The organism is Candidatus Poriferisodalis sp. (genome assembly GCF_965198245.1).
Lineage (GTDB): Bacteria > Actinomycetota > Acidimicrobiia > Acidimicrobiales > Poriferisodalaceae > Poriferisodalis.
This window is the reverse complement of sequence record NZ_OZ240249.1, coordinates 3,185,043-3,202,630: the sequence shown is the minus strand read 5'-3', so window position 1 is coordinate 3,202,630 and position 17,588 is coordinate 3,185,043. Positions and strand designations below refer to the sequence as shown.

Genomic DNA, 17,588 nt, shown 5'->3' with positions numbered 1-17,588 from the left:
ATCAATCAGCCGGCCGTACGACAGCAGACGAGGGACCCCCCCCCCCCCCCGATACGCAGTTGGCGGCGCGAGGCGACGACGTGTCCGGGCGATCACTCACATGTTGCGAATGCATGTGTGTATGTCTACCGGCCCTATCTCCGGAAACTCAGAGCCCCAGCGGATGGGCGGCGATGCCCGGCAGCCCCGGCGGCCTGGACTTTGCGCAGAAATGCCGCCACAGGCGGCAAAATTGCGCAAAGAAGGCGTGACAGCAGCTTTTCGAGACGTGACCTATCCACTGGGGCTCTTTGACCATCGAGCAAGCGTCGGGCGCGGGATTGCCCAACGACGTTTTGGTTTGAGGCCCCACGAGAGAGGGGTGGCACCGCCCCGGTGCGGTGGGGTTCCGGGGCGGTGCCTGACGACAGCACTAGGTGGAGCAGCGCTGCCGTCGGATGTGGCTACGGCGTCTGCAAGACTTGGCAGGACGCAGTCAGCGCGAATGTCCTGTGCTCAGAGGTTTGCGAGGATGCGCCGTGCGGCGCGCACGGCGGTGTCGGTGCGGGTGCTGCCGGTGATGCGCCGGATGTCGGCGTTGTCGGGGGCGGTCTGGGTGATGGCTGTTCGCACGTCGTTGGCGACTGCTGCGCGGCCGCCCACGATGATGACCTGGCCGGGTCGGTAGTCGCGGATCAGCGCCGCGGTCGTCTCGGGCAGCTCGCCCTGTGCGGTGTAGGCAACCGCGGCGTTCTCCGTCGCGGCTGCCAATGCCGCCGCGACGCCGACATCGGGCGCGGACCAGCCATTGGCGATCACCAGGGTGACGCCGTCGGGAGCCGCGGCGGGATTGCCCAGCACCCGCCGTGCCGCCTGCGCAGCAGTGTCGATGCGGTCGGTGCCCGTGAGCCGCGAGATGCTGGCATCGCCCGCCGCCGCAGCGACCGCGTCCTGCACGTCGCCGCTGATCGCCGCAGTGCCTCCGATGAGCATCACCCGCGCAACGTCGTAGTCGCGCAGCAGCGCCGCGGAGGCTTCAGGCAGGCTGTCGCGCTCGGTGTAGAGCACCGCAGAGCGCCCGCTGCTCGCAGCCAGCGCCGTGGCTGCGCCGATATCAGGCGGCGACCAGCCATTGGCCACGACCAGCGTCACGCGGCCCGCAGCGGACGGCGCGCCCAGGATGCGGCGTGCTGTGGCCGCGGCTGTGTCGGAACGATCCTCGCCTGTGATGCGCGAGATGCCCGATTCCGACGACGCTGCCCGGATCTGGGTGCGCACGTCACGCGACACCGCAGCATTGCCGCCCACGATGATCACCTCGGCGGGCAGCGCCTCTCGCAGCAGCACCCTGGTCTCTTCGGACAGCTCGTTGCCCGCGGTGTACACCACTACCGCCTCAGACGTGCGCGCCGCCAGCACCGACGCCACACCCACATCAGCAGCACTCCACCCATTCGCCACTACAAACGTCGCCACACCCACATCGAGATCGCCGCCACCGCCGCCGCCGCCCGAACCGGAACCGCCACGGCTGCCCGAACCGGAACCGCCCGGGGAACCGCCGCCCGAACTCCGTCGCACTGTCAGGCCGAGGCCCGCGTTGCTGACGTCGGCGTAGTAGGTGGGGCCTGCGATTGCATGGACGATCGTGAACCTGGTACCGGCCGCAGCACCATTGGCGGTCACCCTGACCTTCTGGGGCACATCCCAGTTCGATGCCGTGAACCTGAGGACCGTCGGCTCCACCGACAGATCGCCTGATGCATAGATCGTCACGTCCACGTCCGTCGCCGGCCTGGGGTCAAGGTCGGTCCTGACCTCGGGTGCCTCGAACCGAGGCGGCACGCTGGTGAGCACCGCACCAGGGTCGGGAGCGCTGTTGAGGCTGACGGTGTAGACCGCGGAACGGGCACTGGTGACCGAGAGCTCCTCGGTGTTGATCCGGAGTGCGGGACCGTCGTCGTCGAGGATGGTCACAGTCACGTCGTTAACGGCGAGGTTGCCGTACTCGGTGGCGTCGCCCGCAACAATGCGGTTGGTGATCGGGACCGTGATGTCGGAGTTAGCGTCATCGTCATTCTGGGTCGCCGCAACTGTCACCTTGCGGGGCTGATCCCAGTTCGACGGGGTGAACGTCACCCTCGCGGTATCGCCGTCGTTGACGGTGACCACGCCGGCCCGGCCTGTGACCTCGATGGTCACGTCAGCAGTGGGTGCTTGGGAGAGCGACACGCTGTAAGCACCGGTCTCGCCCTCGATCACCGTCAGATGCTGCGGTGACAGCACCACACCAGCAGCATCGTTGTCGCTCACCGTGACCGCGACACTGGCGATCACGCCCTTGTAGTCGGGGGCGTCGCTGTCGGTGGTGTGGTCGAGAGTTATGTTTTCGCTGATGGTGTTGTCGTCGTGGGCGATGGTCACCGTGACGGTCTGGAGCGTGTCCCAGTTGTCCGCCCTAAACGTGAGGATTGCGGGCTCCACCGTCACCGGCCCGCCTTCGGTAATGTCAACGGTCACCTCATCGGATGGCTCGCTGGTCAGCGCGACGGTGTAGGTACCGGTTCCTTCCTCGAGGATCCCGATGGCACGGGACGAGACGCTCAGGCCTGCGGTGTCTGTGTCCGTCACGGTGACAGTGACGGCGGCGACAGTGAGCTGGAAGTACTCGTCGGCGCTGCCTTCGACGACGGCGTGAGTGATCTCGACGGTGTCGTCGTAGGCGTCATCGTCGTTGCCGGCGATTACCGTGACGGTCTGGGGCGTGTCCCAGTCCGACGCGTCGAACGCGAGCTGTGTGGGATTGGTGTTCATGTCGCCGGCGTCGGTGATCTTGACGGTCACCTCGCTGACCGGCGGATGCGACAGAACGACGGTGTACGTGCCGGTGCCGATCTCGTCCACCGTCAACTGCGCGGTCGACACGGTGATCTCGGCAGTGTCGTTCTCGGCGATGGCGACGGTTACCGAGCCGACGCTGACGCCGTCGTAGTCGGCGTCGTTGCTGGCGGCCGTGTGGGTCAGTTCGACCGGTGCGTCGGTGCCGGCGTCGGGGTCCTCGGCGGCGGTCACCGTCACGGTCTGCGCGGTGTCCCAGTTCGCGGCTGTGAAGGTCAGCTCGTTGTCGTTGTTCAGCGTGTTGCCGGTGAGGGTCAGGTCGCTGCGGTCGTGCCCGGCGATGGTGACGGTGACGTCCGCGGTCGGCTGGGAGCCCAGCGACACCTCATAGGTGTTCGAACTGCCCTCGGTCACCGACAGCTCGGTGGGCGACACGGTGACTCCGGCTGTGTCGTCGTCGTCGACGGCGACGGTTACGGAGTCGCCGCTGATGCCGTTGTAGTCCGTGTCCGCGCTGGCGGCCACATGGGTGAGCGTCACGTCCGACTCGTCGATCGCGTCGTCGTCCTGGTTGGCGGTCACCGTCACGGTCTGCGCGGTGGAATAGTTCGCGGCCGTGAACGTCAGCGTGACGTCGTTGCTTAGCGTGTTGCCGGTCACGGACACGTCGCTGCCGGTGTTGCCGATGATGGAGATGGTCACGTCTTGGGTCGGCTCGGTGCCCAAGACGACCGTGTAGTCGTCCGACTCGCCCTCGACGAGGTCGAAGGAGTCGACGGACACAAGCACCGCGGCGGTGTCGCTCCCGACGGTGCCGACATCGTCGTTGTCGGCGATGGCGACCCTGACGGGATCGCCGGCGAGGGTGTCGTATTGGGGGTCGGCGCTGGAAGCGCTGTGGGTGAGGTTGACGGGTGCTTCGTCGTCAGCGTCGCCGTCGGCGGCGGCCACAACGGTGACGGTCTGGGGCGTGTCCCAGTTGCCGGGGGTGAAGGTGAGTGCGTCGCTGGTCACGTCGCTGCCCGACAGCGACGCGTCGGTGCCGATGTGGCCGCCGATGTCGACGATGACATCCGCCGACGGCTCGGTGGTCAGCCTGACTGTGTAGCCCGCCGAGCCTTCCTCCTCCACGTCGATCGCGGCCGGCTCGATGACCAGTCCGGCTTCGTCGTCGTCGATGACGGTCACGGTCACCGAGCCGATGGTGACGTTGTCGTAGTCGGCGCCCGATGAGGTGTGGGTGATGTCGAAGGGGGCGCTGTCGCGGGCATCGTCATCGTCTGCGCCCACGACGGTGACGGTCTGGGGCGTGCTCCACGTCAAGGAGGTGAAGGTGAGGTCGCGTGTCAGCGTGCCGCCCGACAGCGACGCGCCGGAATTGGCTGGGACGGTGACGGTGACGGTGACATCCGTGGCCGGTTGAGTGACGAGCTGCACGGTGTAGCTAGCGGAACCGCCCTCGTCGACGTCGATCGCGGTCGGATTGACGGCGACGGCAGGACTGTCGTTGTCGGTGATGGTGACCTTCACGAGGTCGTCAGTGAGGTTGTCGTATTCGGTGTCGCCGGTGCTGGTGGCGGTGTAGGAGAGGATGACCTTGTCTTCGGCGCTGTCGACGTCTTCGGCGGCGGTGACGGTGACGGTCTGGGGCGTGTCCCAATCGCCGACGGCGAAGGTGAGCGCGTCACTGGTCACGTCGCTGCCTGACAATGTCGCGTCGGTGCCGGTGTGGCCCGAGATGGTGACGATGACCTCATCGGACGGCTCAGTGGCGAGTCTCACGGTGAAGTTCTGGGAACTCCCCTCCACAGCGGTGATTTCGGTGTGATCCACAATCACTGCGGGAATGTCGTCGTCAGTGACGGTGACCGCGATGCTGCGACCAGCGAGGTCGTTGTAGTCGCTGTCGCCGTTGCTGGAGGGAGAGTTGACAAGGTTGAAGCTGCCGTCGCGGCCGTCGTCGTCGTGATCGACCTCGAAGGTGACGGTCTGGGGCGTGTCCCAGTCACCGGGCTCGAAGGTGAGCGCGAAATCCGCCACGTCGCCCGACATCGTCAACGAGGTCACCGGATCCGACCCCAGCAGCACGGACACGGCCGCTTGCGGCTCAGTCGCCAGCCGCACGGTGTAGCTCACCGGCACCTCCTCGCCAACGGCAAGCTCGAGGGGGTCGAGACGGTCGAGAGGATCGAGGGGGTTCTGGCTGAAGATCAGCCCGGCCTCATCGTTGTCGGTGACCGTGACCGGAATCTGGACAGCGGCGAGATTGCCGTAGGCGCTGTCGCTGGTGGAGGTGGTCAAACCGAGGACAACCGTGTCGTCGCGGCCGTCGTCGTCGTGGGCGGCGGAGACGGTGACCGTCTTATCGGTGTTCCACTCCGCAGCGGTGAAAGAGAGAATGTTCGACTGTGCGTCTCCCGACAGTGATATGTCACTGCCTGCCTGGCCCGTGAAGGTGATGCTGACGGTTGCTTGGGGCCGCGACGCAAGTCTGATGGTGAAGTCCGCAGAACTCTCCTCGCCAACGGCGAGTTCGAGTGGGTTGATGTCGAAGATCAGCCCGGCCTCGTCGTCGTCTTCGATGGTGACCGTGACATCGTTGCCGGCCAGCGCGTCATAGTCGGTGTCAGTGCTGCTGGCCTCATGGGAGAGGGTGACCGTCTCGTCGTCGTCGTCGTCGTCGTCGGCGGCGGTGACGGTGACGGTCTGGGCCATGTGCCAGTTGCCGCTGGTGAAGGTGAGCGTGTCATTGGTGAAGCCTGTGAGCACAGCGGTCGTGCCTGCATGGCCCGTGATCCCGACATTGACATCGGCATCGGGCTCGGTCGCCAGCTTGACGGTGTAGGTGTGGCCCACGCCCGCGGCGGCCCCCTCGGTGATGGCGAGATCGGTGGGTTCGATGACCAGCCCGGCATCGTCGTCGTCGGTGATGTTGACCGCAACCGGGGAGATGGTGACGGTGTCGTACTCTTCCGAGCTGTCGTCGGCGTCGACCTCGAGCGTGATTTCCGCGACGTCGTCGTTGGCGTCGTCGTCGTGGACGGCGGTGACGGTGACGGTCTGTGGGCTGTTCCAGTTCATGTCGGTGAAGGTGAGCGACGCGGTCGACGCGGGGGTGCTCCCGCCCACAGACACGCGGGCGTCGCCCGATGCGGCCATGTCGATGACCACATCGGAGGCGGGCTGCGCGTCCAGCACCACCGTGTAGCGGCCGTCGGCGCCTTGCTCGGTGATGGTGAAGGGGTCGGTCAGGACGGTCACGGTCACCGCGGGCTTGTCGGTGACGGTGACGGCGACTGTGCCGGTCAAGCCTTCGTAGTCGGAGTCGGTGGAGGCGGCGGTGGCGGTGACGTCTACGTCGCCGTCGGCGGTGCCTCCCACGGTGACAGTCTGAGCAGTGCTCCAGTCCGCGGCCGTGAACGTCAGCGATGCGCCGGAGGTGACGGTGGCGACATCGGTGTCGCCCGAGGTCACCGCGACAGTCACGTTCGCTGCGGGCGCAGTCGCGAGCTCCACCTCGAACGTGGCAGTGCCGTCCTCGACGACGGACAGCTCGGTGGGGTCCACGGTCAAGCCCGGCAGTACCGCCGTGGCACTGTTGACATCGTTGACATCGATCAGCAGCGCTCGACCCGCGATCGGTCTCACGTCTGTCGTATCGTTATACACTTCCTTGTAGAGGAGTGGAATCTTCCAGTCCGCCGCAGACTGGCCATCGGATTGGGCAAAGTCGACGGGGTTGTCGTCATGGCTCGGGTCGAACGCAAAGTCCCCGCTGACTGGATCTTCCGCTGCGGTCGTGTACTTCAGCTCCACCGACACGTTCGACGGATTCCGGGTTGTTGTGATGTGCTTGAGTTCGACCCAGTACGTGGAACTGTGATTCAAACGGCACGCCGAGTCGGCCGTCCATGTATTGACTGCGTTCGCCTCAAACGTGGGAGGCGGGGTGAGCTTGCCGCAGATGGAACTATGGGGCTTGATCTTGCCGCTGCTGCCGCCTTCTCGAATCGTGTCGAGGATCCGTATTCGAAGGTTGAGGAGTGCTTCCTCTCCTGGAGGCGGTTCGGTGATGCTGCCCAGCGCCACTTCGACGGAAGAGATCTCGTAGAAATCCGCGTCCGATCCAGTCCTGAAGGGCTGCTTCAGAAAGTCTGGAGCAGATGTGGAGAACCCCGAAATTGGAACCGCGCCTGCCGATGCCTGTTCGATGTTGGAGACACCCGCATCGGTTTCCACCGTGCTGGCCTGGGCCCCCGCAGAGTCGACCGGCATGAGGGTCGCAGCGAACACGACGGCAAGCGCGACTCTGGGCAGTACGTGGCGAGACAACCGCTTCATGGGCGATCTACGAATACGAGGTGCGGGGGGGGGGGGGGGGTCAGCGCGTGTCGCAGATGGGCCCGCCCGGGGCTGGCGACGGACGCCTCGAATTCGTGATGCACGATATAGCCTAATTTCATGAGCAAATGAGGATGTACAAAGCGACAGCAGTGTATGAGTTCAGGTCACGTTCCAGCGCGATCCTCCCAACGGGATCCAACGGGTTCGCCGCGACGGTGCAGATGGCATGTGTTGTCCGCGCTGGTAGCCTCAGTTATGAGAGAGAAACATCAACAGGGCTGGGTCGACCAGCCGCGTTGCACCAGCGGGCACTCCACCCCAATGCGGCGCCACAACAGAGGGAATACAGCAACGGCATGAGTGCCAAGAGATCAAGCCCAGCGGCCTCGACAATTGACGAACATCGTCATTCAGAGGCCGACACCGGATCGCCCGAGGTGCAAGTAGCTCAGCTGAGCGCTCGCATTGAGCACCTCACCGAACATCTCAATACCCACAACAAAGACCACCACACCCGCCGAGGGCTGCTGAAGCTCGTCGGACGTCGGCGCAGGTTGCTCGACTACCTGAACGTCAACGACGTCGAGCGCTATCGAGCTTTGCTCGCAAAGCTCGGCCTCCGGCGCTGACGCGGGTCTACGGCCGCATCTGTTCTCACATGCAGCGAAGGCCGCTAGCCGGTCGCTGCGACGGATGCAGGTCGGGGTCGCATACCCCATGCATGGGCAACACCCGATGAACAACAACCAACAGGCGGGAAGGCCCCGTCACCACAACAGGAGCAGACATGGCTGAAGCCATTTCGGTCACCGGTCCCATCGCGGGCACCGACAAGACCATCACCTTCGAGACCGGCGTGCTCGCCGGCCTCGCCAACGGGGCGGTCACGTCCCGCATCGGCGACACGCAAGTGCTCGTCACCGCGACGGCGTCAAACCGTCCACGCGACGGAGCGTCGTTCTTCCCGCTCACCGTCGACATCGAGGAGCGCATGTACGCCGTGGGCCGGATTCCCGGTTCGTTCTTCCGGCGAGAGGGGCGTGCATCCGACGATGCGATCCTGACTTGCCGGCTGATTGACCGCCCGCTGCGGCCGAACTTCCCCAGCGACTACCGCCACGACACCCATGTGGTGGGCACGATTCTCGGTGCCGACCACGTCAACCAGTACGACCTCGTGGCGCTGAACGGAGCCTCGGCGGCCCTGTGGCTGAGCGGCATCCCGTTCGAGTGCCCGATCGCCGGCGTGCGGATCGCCTACTCCACCGACGGCGAATGGATCCCCTTCGCCACCCACGAAGAGTCCGAGGCCGCCACGTTTGAGATGGTCGTGGCCGGTCGCCAGCTCGACAGCGGCGACATCGCCGTGATGATGGTCGAAGCCGGCGGCACCGAGAAGTCCTTCGAGTACTACGCGCAGGGCGCACCGAAGGTCACCGAGGACGTGCTCGCGAGCGGTCTCGAGGCCTCCAAGCAGTGGATCGACGACATCATCGAGATGCAGAAGTCGCTGCGCCGGCTGGTCGAAGAAGCCTCCGGCCCGATCCAGCCAATGGAGTACACCTCGACCAAGGACTGCTCCGACGAGGTGCTCGATCGCGTGCGCGAAGTCGCCGGCGATCGCATGCGTGAAGTGATGGCAATCGCCGACAAGGCCGAGCGCGAGGCCGCACAATCGGTGACCAGCAAGGCAGTGATTGAAGAAGTTGCCGCAGAATTCGCGGACCTCGACAGCGCCAAGGATCAGATCTCGTCGGCCGTCAGGTCGCTGTCGAAGGAGATCGTGCGAGAGCGCATCGTGGCGGACGGCTTCCGCATCGACGGGCGGGCAACCGATGAGGTTCGGCCGCTCTCGTCAGTTGCGGGCTACCTCGGGCGCACCGCTCACGGCTCCGGGCTGTTCCAGCGCGGCGAGACCCAGGTGCTGAACGTCACCACCTTGGCGATGTCGCGGATGGAGCAGATCGTCGACACCCTGAATCCTGCCGACCGGCGTCGATTCATGCACCACTACAACTTCCCGCCGTACTCCACCGGCGAAGCCGGATTCATGCGTGGCCCCAAGCGGCGCGAGATCGGGCACGGCGCACTCGCTGAACGTGCCATCTTCCCGGTTGTCCCGTCCAAGGAGGACTTCCCGTACACCATCCGGCTGGTGTCGGACGTGCTCAGCTCCAACGGGTCCACCTCGATGGGGTCGGTGTGCGCATCGTCGCTGTCGCTCATGGACGCCGGCGTGCCGATCATCGATCACGTCGCCGGTGTGGCCATGGGCCTCGTGTACGCCGACGGTCAGTACGTGACGCTCACCGACATCCTGGGTGCCGAAGACGCATTCGGCGACATGGACTTCAAGATTGCGGGCACCCAAGACGCCATCACCGCGCTCCAGCTCGACACCAAGATCGAAGGCATTCCCGCCGAGGTGCTGACCCAGGCGCTGGGCCAGGCCCGACAGGCTCGCCTGCAGATCCTCGAGGTCATGCGCGCAGCGATTGCCGAGCCGAGGCCCGACGTCGGCGAGACGGCACCGAAGATCACCAGCTTCGAGATCCCGATCGACAAGATCGCCGAGGTCATCGGTCCGCGCGGCAAGGTCATCAATTCCATCCAGGAAGAGACCGGCGCCGACATCAACGTGGACGATGACGGCACCGTCGGCACCGTGAGCATCGGCGCCACCGACCGCGAGGTCGTGGCAGAGGCCGAGCGGCAGATCCGGCTCATTGTCAACCCGCCGACGCCCGACGTGGGAGCCACCTACGAGGGTCGCGTGGTGAACATCACCAAGTTCGGTGCGTTCGTGAACGTCCTGCCTGGCACCGATGGGCTGCTGCACATCTCCAAGCTGGGCGGCAGGCGGCGGCTGAACTCGGTCGAGGAAGTGCTCGAGCTCGGCGACGTGGTCAGCGTGATCGTCGAGGAGATCGACCCCAACGGCAAGATCAGCCTCTCGCCGGCCGATCCGACTCAGGTCGGGGGCAGCGAAGGCGACGATGACGGGTCGAGCGACGATGCCCCTGCGCCGCGGCGCGACCGCGGACGCGCCAGCGATCGAGGCGGCACAGGCAACGGCACACGCCGGTCCCGTACGCCTGTGGCTGCCGCTGTGTCGGCGGGCGGCGGTGCTGATGCATCGGCTGGCGCTGGTGACGGCGACGACGTGGCCCCGGCGAGCGGATCAGCGCCCAGCGGTACAGCGCGCGAGGACGTGTCGTTCGGCGAGCACTTCGAACAGATTGCGAAGGGCGTCTACGGCGACCTGGGACCGGAAGTCGAGCAAACCGGACGGGGTTCAGGCCGCCGCCGCGGCCGCCGCTGACGAAGCAATTGCTCCCCGCTCTTGTTCGCTGCGGTCACTGGCCGCTCGGGCCACGGCATCGCCTTCGGCTCAGCCTCGGGGCGCCACTAGCGTGACTGCCGTGAGAGTGCTGGTGTTCGGCGCGGGCGGACGCATGGGCGCCACCGTCTGCGAGGCGGTCGCTGGCGATGCTGACCTGGAACTCGTGGCCGGGGTGGACCCCGGTGCGCCCGGCCAGCGCGATGCCACTGACAGCATCGACATCGTGGCCGGTGCCGCAGATGTGGATCCGGCGAGTGTCGACGTCGCCGTGGACTTCACGGTGGCTGCCGCGGCTCGGGAGAACCTGGCGTGGTGTGCGGCAAACGGCGTCCATGCCGTGGTCGGCACCAGCGGCCTCGATCCTGACGACTACGAGCGGTGCCGTGCTGCCTTCACCGCCAGCAACTGCCTCATCGCCCCGAACTTCGCTATCGGGGCAGTGCTCATGATGCGGTTTGCTGAGCTCGCCGCGCCCTTCTTCCCGACAGCAGAGGTCATCGAACTCCACCACGACAACAAGGTCGATGCGCCCTCGGGCACCGCCATGCAGACCGTGCGCGCCATGGCCGAGGCCTCAGACGACTGGGGCCCCGATCCCACCCAAGACGAGGTGCTGCCCGGTGCCCGGGGCGGCACGGGGCCGGGGGGGATCCCGGTGCACTCGGTCCGGCTGCGGGGGCTGGTCGCGCACCAGCAGGTGCTGCTCGGCACGGCAGGGGAGACGCTCACGATCCGCCACGACAGCCTCGATCGGGTGTCGTTCATGCCGGGGGTGCTGCTCGCCTGCAAGGCGATCGCCGATCATCCCGGCGTCACGATCGGTCTCGACACATACCTCGGCCTCTAGCGGAGTTTCCCTGCTGAGGCCGCCGAAATGCCGGCCGTCGGCGACAGCATGGATGCCGTGCCCACAGAACTCACCGTGCCCGCCTTCACGTAGCCCTCATGTTGTCGCCACATGGCATGAGAGCGTCAGAGGTTGGCTGCCGTGAGCTGTCTTCCCACCGTGAAGCTCCTGTTGCTAGATCACGGTTTCTCGAGCGAGTGTTGAGAGACTGCTGATTACCGCGTCGAGATAGCCAGGGTCTTTCCGCTGCGGGTCGTGCACCGCGCCCAACTGGAGAGTCAGAGCCGCGCCAGCGTGGGCGATGAGGGGGACTGCCCCCAGGTTCATGCCACGGAGATCGACAGATGACGGGAGAATCGCCAATCCTTCGCCGGCGGCGGCCATGGCGAGCGCAGCGTCTGGAGCTGAGGTCTGGAAGGCGATTTCGGGGGTGAGATTCTCGATGCGACAGGCTGAATCGAAGAGAAGTCTGCTCCCAAACGTCTCGTTGAGAGCCAGAATAGGGAAGGTACACGCTTGTTGTAATGTCATTGCTTTTAGCCCCGAAGAAGGCGAAGACCTCGATTGAGGTCTGATGGCCATGAGGGTGAGATCGACGAGAGGATGCTGCACAAGTCGCGGTGACGGCCCTATGAATGCGACGCCGAGTCGGATCTCATGCGCCTCAATAAGCTCGACGACTTTCGCTCCTCCGGCCTCGACCACTTTGCACTCCACGTTCGGAAAGTCCTTGCGGAAGGTCTGCAAGAACGGAGCGATGAGCCGTTCGATCGTCCACGGGGTTGCACCGATACTGAAGTTCCCGAGTCGTCCCCCACGCAGTTGCCTGGCGGTTTCAAACAATGAACTCTCGCTCTGCACAAAATCCGTACAGTGTCTCCGCAGAGCTTCACCAGCCTCAGAGAGCCTGACCCCACGACCGACCCGGTCAAACAGAGCGATTCCAAGTTCGGTCTCGATCCGTTGGACCTGGCGAGACAAGGCGGATTGGGAGATGTTGAGATGTGTGGCCGCAACGGTCATGCTCCCAGTTCTGGCAATCTCGAGGACGGCTTGGACGTACCGTGCATCCATGTATGCATTATACGCAAGTACAAGGACTATTCGCGTGCGTACCGGACATTCATCTATGCATTATACGCAAGTATAAGGACGCGTCGCGTGCTAATGTTGCATCATCAGCCGTTCGGGCCCGTGGGAAGAGAGCACGATGGCACCACCAGGGGGGGTACCGGCAGTCTCCGGGTCGGTAGGAGCTTGGCTAGGCCCTCAAGCCCAAGGATCTGCTCGGGCCACCGTCTTGGTGCGAGGTGCCGCGTCACCAAGCAGCTCGAGGACCATACGCGGGACCGCCGATCGCGTGCCGAACATGGACCAATAGAGAGATGGTGGGTACAAACAGATGAAGAAGGATGAGATTGCTCTCGTACTGATGGATCTCCAGAACGACGTTATTCATCCGGAAGGTCTCTTCGGAAAGTCGGGGCTTGCAGATGTCGTCAGAGAGAGGGGCGTCCTCGAGAACTCCCAGGCGGTTCTCGAGCGAGCCCGGCAGCTTCGGATGCTAGTGGTCCATGTAGCTCACCAGTATCGAGCAGGTCACCCCGAGGTAGGCCAGGGAATGGCAATCTTCGACTCAATCAAGACAGCAGACGCAATGACCGAAGGCAGTTGGGGTGCCGAAATTCACGAAATGGTTGCACCGATCGAGAACGAAATCGTTGTACCCAAGCGTCGAGTCAGTTCCTTCTATCAGTCAGACCTTGACCTTGTTCTTCGACTTGCCGGAATCAAGACAATTATCTCGGCCGGTGTTGCCACGAACATGGTGGTCGAGGCGACAGTGCGAGATGCCGCCGACAGGGGTTTCGCAAATATCGTAGTTGAGGATTGCTGCGCGAGTTTCGATGCTGTGGACAACGAGTTCTCGCTCAAGAATATCATCCCCAAGTTCGGGCGAGTGATAACAACACAAGAGTTTCTCGATGAGTTCACAGTTTGACGTCCCGGAATCTAGGATCCCGGATGAGTAAATGAAAGAAAAAGAGATATCAGAAAGAGGTTAGAGCAGATGCCAAACCGGCCCAGAATCAACATACCCGATTTCAGTGACAAGAGGGTTGCTGACCCCATCCTCGAAGAGCTAGATGCGCGTCATATGTCTCGGCGCGATCTACTGAAGCTTGCATCCGCAGGTGTAGTTGCTGCGGCTAGTTGGCCGCTACTCAGTGCCTGCGGTGGGGCGAGCACTGGAGGGAGCACAACTACAACGACTACACCGGCGGCTGGCAGCCCGACTACCACAGCAATCGTTGCGCCGAAGAGTGGGCAAGTCGCCAACATCATTCGGGTTGAGCAGGCCTACTTCCTCGATCAGGACGATGGGGCCAAAAAGGCTGCCAAGATCCTCGGCCTCGACTACGCCGCAACTTCATCAAATCAGGATGTGCTTCAGCACATCAGCCTGGTGGAGCAGTTTGTGACGGGCGGTGCAAAGATGATTATCCAAGGCAATGTTGATGGTTCAGACCTTCGGCCAATCGTCGAAGCATGTACCGCGAACGAGGCGTACCTTGCAAACATGTTCGTTACTGATCCGTGGTTCACGCCATTTGACGCAGGCGAGTACTACGTGTGGTATCTCGACTTGTTCGAGTCGGAAAATCTTGGACGGACCACCAGGATAGTGCTTGATGCGATTGGCGGAGAGGGTACGGCAATATACGTTGAGGGCCTTACCGGCGCCTCAGTGGCAACCACGCGGAAAGCCACGACCCTGAACGTCCTGGAGAATGAGTTCCCCAACGTTGAACTCTTGGCCATCCAGGACGGAAAGTGGAATCCGGTCGATGCGCAGAAGGCCGTAGAGGATATGGTCGCTGCGGTCGGCATGCCTGACGTTATCCTGTGCGACAACGACGGCGAGGCAGCAGGCGCAGTCGCAGCGGTCGAAGGCCTCGGAATGACGCCCGGCGTTGACGTCCTTATCTCTGGGCAAGACGGCAATCGAGACGTCCTTGACATGATAGAAGACGGGCGTGTCTATGTGACTGGATTCCACTCACCAGCCTATTTCGGAGTGGCACCGGTTGTGAGATGCTTCGACGCTCTCAACGGGGTGAAGCTTTCAGCACCCGAAAGGCAGATGGGAGTAGCCGGGGCCATCCCCGTACTTCAGGACAATGTAGCGCAGGTCAAGCGGCGTTTCATTGAAACGGACAACTTCCCATTCGACCCAGTATTGATGTCGAAGGTTCACCATCCTGACGATTGGGACCCGATGCACGAACTCCGCGCTCTCGTCCTCGAGGAGCACTGGGCACCGTTTGGCGAGGCAATCTTTGAAAAGCCCGACGGTTGGGGCCCGCCTGAGTACGTACGTGCTTTGGAGGCTGGCGAGATGGAACAAGTAACTCAGATGTATGCCGATCACTACCAGATCAGGATGGATGACTTCGACTATGAAGGTGTCCCGGTTCCAGAATAACTTCTCCTGAGGAGAGGACGCCGGTCAACTGTCATCTTGCCGCAAGGCAGAGAACAGAAGGGTGGGACATCTGAGTGCCTGTGCTAGAAGCGCCAGTCCTAGAGGTCCGTGAGCTCTGTAAGTCCTTTCGCGCAGTAGTCGCGTTGGATCATGTTTCGTTGCAAATCAACCGAGGCGAGATCGTAGGCATCGTCGGTGAGAATGGCGCCGGAAAGAGCACCTTACTCAACATACTGTCGGGGACAGAACGTCGGGACTCGGGCAAGATCCTGCTCAACGGCGACGGCGAGATAGCTCCGAGGAACTATCTAGAGGCCAACCGCTTAGGAATCTGGCGAGTCTTTCAAGAGCCCGCAGTTATTCCAGGGATACCTGTCTATGAGAACCTCTTCTTAGGTCACGCAGACAAGTTCGCCCGACTTGGCTCCGTCCTGGACAAGCGAGCGATGATTCGCGAGGCGAAACGCATTGTGCATGAGATGCGGCTCGAGATTGATGTCACTCAACCCACATACCGGTACAACTTCGCAGTTCGGCAAGCCCTAGAGGTCGCCAAAGCATCGATGCTTTCCGAAGTCTTAGGCTTCGAGTCGAGCGTCGTCCTGTTTGACGAGCCCACCACAAGCCTGTCTCACGTTGAGGTCGAGGCCCTCTTGGCTCTTATGCGCGAACTACAGCGGCGCGGATCATCTGTCGTCTTCGTATCGCATCGGCTGAGCGAGATTTTCCTGGTATGCAGTCGCCTATATGTAATGAAGGATGGAGTCCTAGCTGCCGAAGTCATGGCGGATGAGACGGAGCCAACTGAACTTCACGAGCTGATGGTCGGCAGAGTCAGAGAGAAGGACTATTACCTGGAAGGTGAGCAGGTCGAGGTGACCGGAAATCCGGTCAGCGTCAGAGTCGCTGACCTGAATCTGGCCGGTGAGTTGTCGGACATCAGTTTCGAGGTCAGGCAGGGCGAGGTATTGGGCCTTGGTGGAGTGATTGGCTCCGGGAAATCTGAACTTGGACGAGTACTGGCCGGACTGTCGAAGCCGGATAGCGGGACAATCGAGATCAACGGCACTGGAATAGTAAACAGACTGACGCCTCCGAAGGCTAAGGCTGCCGGAATTGGCTATGTACCACCAGATCGCTCATTCGAGGGGATTATCGCGAATTTCTCCGTCGCATCGAATATTTCCCTGCCGAGCGGCGAAAGCGATCGATTGGGCTTTACCAACAGGCTCGGTGTATGGAACCTCGGCAGAGAACGACAAGTGGCGCGAGACTCTGTCGAGAAATTCAGCATAAGGGGTACGCCTGGCGCCCTCGCGGCTACTATGAGCGGCGGGAATCAGCAGAAAATAGCTGTAGCGAAATGGGTGCGTCGAGAACCCGTGGTCCTCATCCTCGACAATCCAACTCGTGGGGTCGATGTAGGCGCAAGGGCCGAGATCTACCGGATCATTCGAGATCTCGCCAGAAGTGGTGTGGCGATAATTCTGATTAGCGACGACTTGGTTGAGCTCGTAGGATTGAGCAACCGGATACTTGTGCTGAACTCGGGGAATATCGCCACAACGGTCGACGCACCACCGGATCAAAAGCCAAGTGAACAAGAAATCGTTCGCCACATGATTGGTGCGCTCCAGCTCGCTGAAATGGGCAACTCTTGAGCACAGACGGCGGTCATTCGACACAGACGGATTCAGAGTCGCGCCGCGAACCAGCTGCTCGTGGCGGGCCATCCTTCCAGTTACCGTCCGGTTTTAGGAATAAGATACTGCCATTTGTGTCAGTAGTTGTCCTCGTCGTATTCTTCGGCGTACTCGAACCCCGATTCTTTACTATCTCGAATTTCACGATTGTTGCGTCCCAAGCGGCTCCATTATTGTTCATCACGTTGGGAGCCACGTTCGTTGTACTCATGGGCGGGATCGACCTGTCAGTTGGATCGGCTGCAACGTTAGCGTCGGCGCTCGCCGCGGTTTTGGTGCGTGACTACGATATTGGGTATTTGGCTATGCCTGTCGCGATCGCCGTCGGCATCGCGGCAGGTCTCGTCAACGGCCTGATAACGACCTATTTTCGGCTTCCATCCTTTCTGGTGACGCTGGGTACTCTTTCGATCTTTGGCGGGCTTTCTTTGCACCTGCTCCAAGGCCGCTCGGTCCCCGTTGGAAATCCACCATTTCGGCAACTAGCTATCGGCCAACTCATCCCGAATCTTCCAAATGCGATGCTGTTCGCTCTATCGTCATCGGCCGTACTGATCTTCGTTGGAAGCTGGACCAGATTTGGCCGGTACATAGCGGCTATAGGCGCGGGCGAGGCCGTGGCGACCGTAGCCGGAATTCGTGTTCGACGATACAAGATCTACGCGTTTACGGTCTCAGGTGCGTTTGCCGGCGTGGGTGGTGCATTCATCTTGGCGCGTCTTGGCTCAGGCTCACCTCAGGTTGGTGCAAACTTTCTCCTAGACAGCATTGCTGCAATCGTCGTTGGCGGAACAGCGCTAAGCGGAGGAGTCGGTGGGGTCCACAGGACGCTTCTGGGTGTCGCGATAATCAGTATTCTCAGCAACGGCCTGGGTATCATGGGCGTCGGTTCGTTTACTCGAATGATGATCATCGGATGTGTGGTGATTTTGGCGGTCGCTACGACGATCGACCGCGAGCGGATGATGAATGTTGTCAAGTAGATTTGGCCAGTCATTGCGCCCTGACCGCGTAGTGGGAGCGAGATAGACGGCGCAAGATTGTAAC

At 62.5% G+C, this 17,588-nt stretch carries 9 protein-coding genes; 7 read left to right on the top strand and 2 right to left on the bottom strand.

Annotation, left to right across the window (positions count from 1 at the left end):
- Positions 1-495 precede the first annotated feature (495 nt).
- Positions 496-7,158 (bottom strand): cell wall-binding repeat-containing protein, encoded by a 6,663-nt coding sequence (locus ACOCMM_RS14320; RefSeq protein WP_419553813.1) that lies wholly within the window; start codon positions 7,156-7,158, stop codon positions 496-498.
- Between the two features lie 359 nt (positions 7,159-7,517).
- Here ACOCMM_RS14320 and rpsO point away from each other — a divergent pair, with 359 nt between their 5' ends.
- The 3 genes from rpsO (at position 7,518) to dapB (ending at position 11,351) form a co-directional block, all read left to right on the top strand.
- On the top strand, positions 7,518-7,790 hold the full coding sequence (gene rpsO / locus ACOCMM_RS14315) for a 30S ribosomal protein S15 (protein WP_419553812.1): 273 nt from the start codon (positions 7,518-7,520) through the stop codon (positions 7,788-7,790).
- Between the two features lie 158 nt (positions 7,791-7,948).
- Positions 7,949-10,483, top strand: coding sequence for a polyribonucleotide nucleotidyltransferase (locus ACOCMM_RS14310; protein WP_419553811.1), 2,535 nt, complete (start codon positions 7,949-7,951; stop codon positions 10,481-10,483).
- Between the two features lie 91 nt (positions 10,484-10,574).
- Positions 10,575-11,351: a 4-hydroxy-tetrahydrodipicolinate reductase gene (gene dapB, locus ACOCMM_RS14305; protein ID WP_419553810.1), complete on the top strand. Its 777-nt coding sequence runs from the start codon at positions 10,575-10,577 to the stop codon at positions 11,349-11,351.
- A gap of 174 nt (positions 11,352-11,525) precedes the next feature.
- On the opposite strand, the gene ACOCMM_RS14300 is transcribed toward dapB, so the two are convergent.
- Complete coding sequence (locus ACOCMM_RS14300) at positions 11,526-12,425, bottom strand: LysR substrate-binding domain-containing protein (RefSeq protein WP_419553809.1); 900 nt, start codon at positions 12,423-12,425, stop codon at positions 11,526-11,528.
- Between the two features lie 328 nt (positions 12,426-12,753).
- On the opposite strand from ACOCMM_RS14300, the gene ACOCMM_RS14295 reads away from it, so the two are divergent.
- The 4 genes from ACOCMM_RS14295 (at position 12,754) to ACOCMM_RS14280 (ending at position 17,524) form a co-directional block, all read left to right on the top strand.
- Positions 12,754-13,353 (top strand): cysteine hydrolase family protein, encoded by a 600-nt coding sequence (locus tag ACOCMM_RS14295; RefSeq protein WP_419553808.1) that lies wholly within the window; start codon positions 12,754-12,756, stop codon positions 13,351-13,353.
- Between the two features lie 69 nt (positions 13,354-13,422).
- On the top strand, positions 13,423-14,838 hold the full coding sequence (locus tag ACOCMM_RS14290; protein ID WP_419553807.1) for a sugar ABC transporter substrate-binding protein: 1,416 nt from the start codon (positions 13,423-13,425) through the stop codon (positions 14,836-14,838).
- A 74-nt stretch (positions 14,839-14,912) separates the two neighbouring features.
- Complete coding sequence (locus ACOCMM_RS14285) at positions 14,913-16,499, top strand: sugar ABC transporter ATP-binding protein (protein ID WP_419553806.1); 1,587 nt, start codon at positions 14,913-14,915, stop codon at positions 16,497-16,499.
- Positions 16,500-16,615: 116 nt separating this feature from the next.
- Positions 16,616-17,524 (top strand): ABC transporter permease, encoded by a 909-nt coding sequence (locus ACOCMM_RS14280; RefSeq protein ID WP_419553805.1) that lies wholly within the window; start codon positions 16,616-16,618, stop codon positions 17,522-17,524.
- Positions 17,525-17,588 lie beyond the last annotated feature (64 nt).

Bases quoted from the DNA above. Each gene is read 5' to 3' on its own strand.
- ACOCMM_RS14320 (WP_419553813.1), bottom strand. From the start codon at position 7,158: ATGAAGCGGTTGTCTCGCCACGTACTGCCCAGAGTCGCGCTTGCCGTC.
- rpsO (WP_419553812.1), top strand. From the start codon at position 7,518: ATGAGTGCCAAGAGATCAAGCCCAGCGGCCTCGACAATTGACGAACAT.
- ACOCMM_RS14310 (WP_419553811.1), top strand. From the start codon at position 7,949: ATGGCTGAAGCCATTTCGGTCACCGGTCCCATCGCGGGCACCGACAAG.
- ACOCMM_RS14300 (WP_419553809.1), bottom strand. From the start codon at position 12,425: ATGGATGCACGGTACGTCCAAGCCGTCCTCGAGATTGCCAGAACTGGG.
- ACOCMM_RS14295 (WP_419553808.1), top strand. From the start codon at position 12,754: ATGAAGAAGGATGAGATTGCTCTCGTACTGATGGATCTCCAGAACGAC.
- ACOCMM_RS14290 (WP_419553807.1), top strand. From the start codon at position 13,423: ATGCCAAACCGGCCCAGAATCAACATACCCGATTTCAGTGACAAGAGG.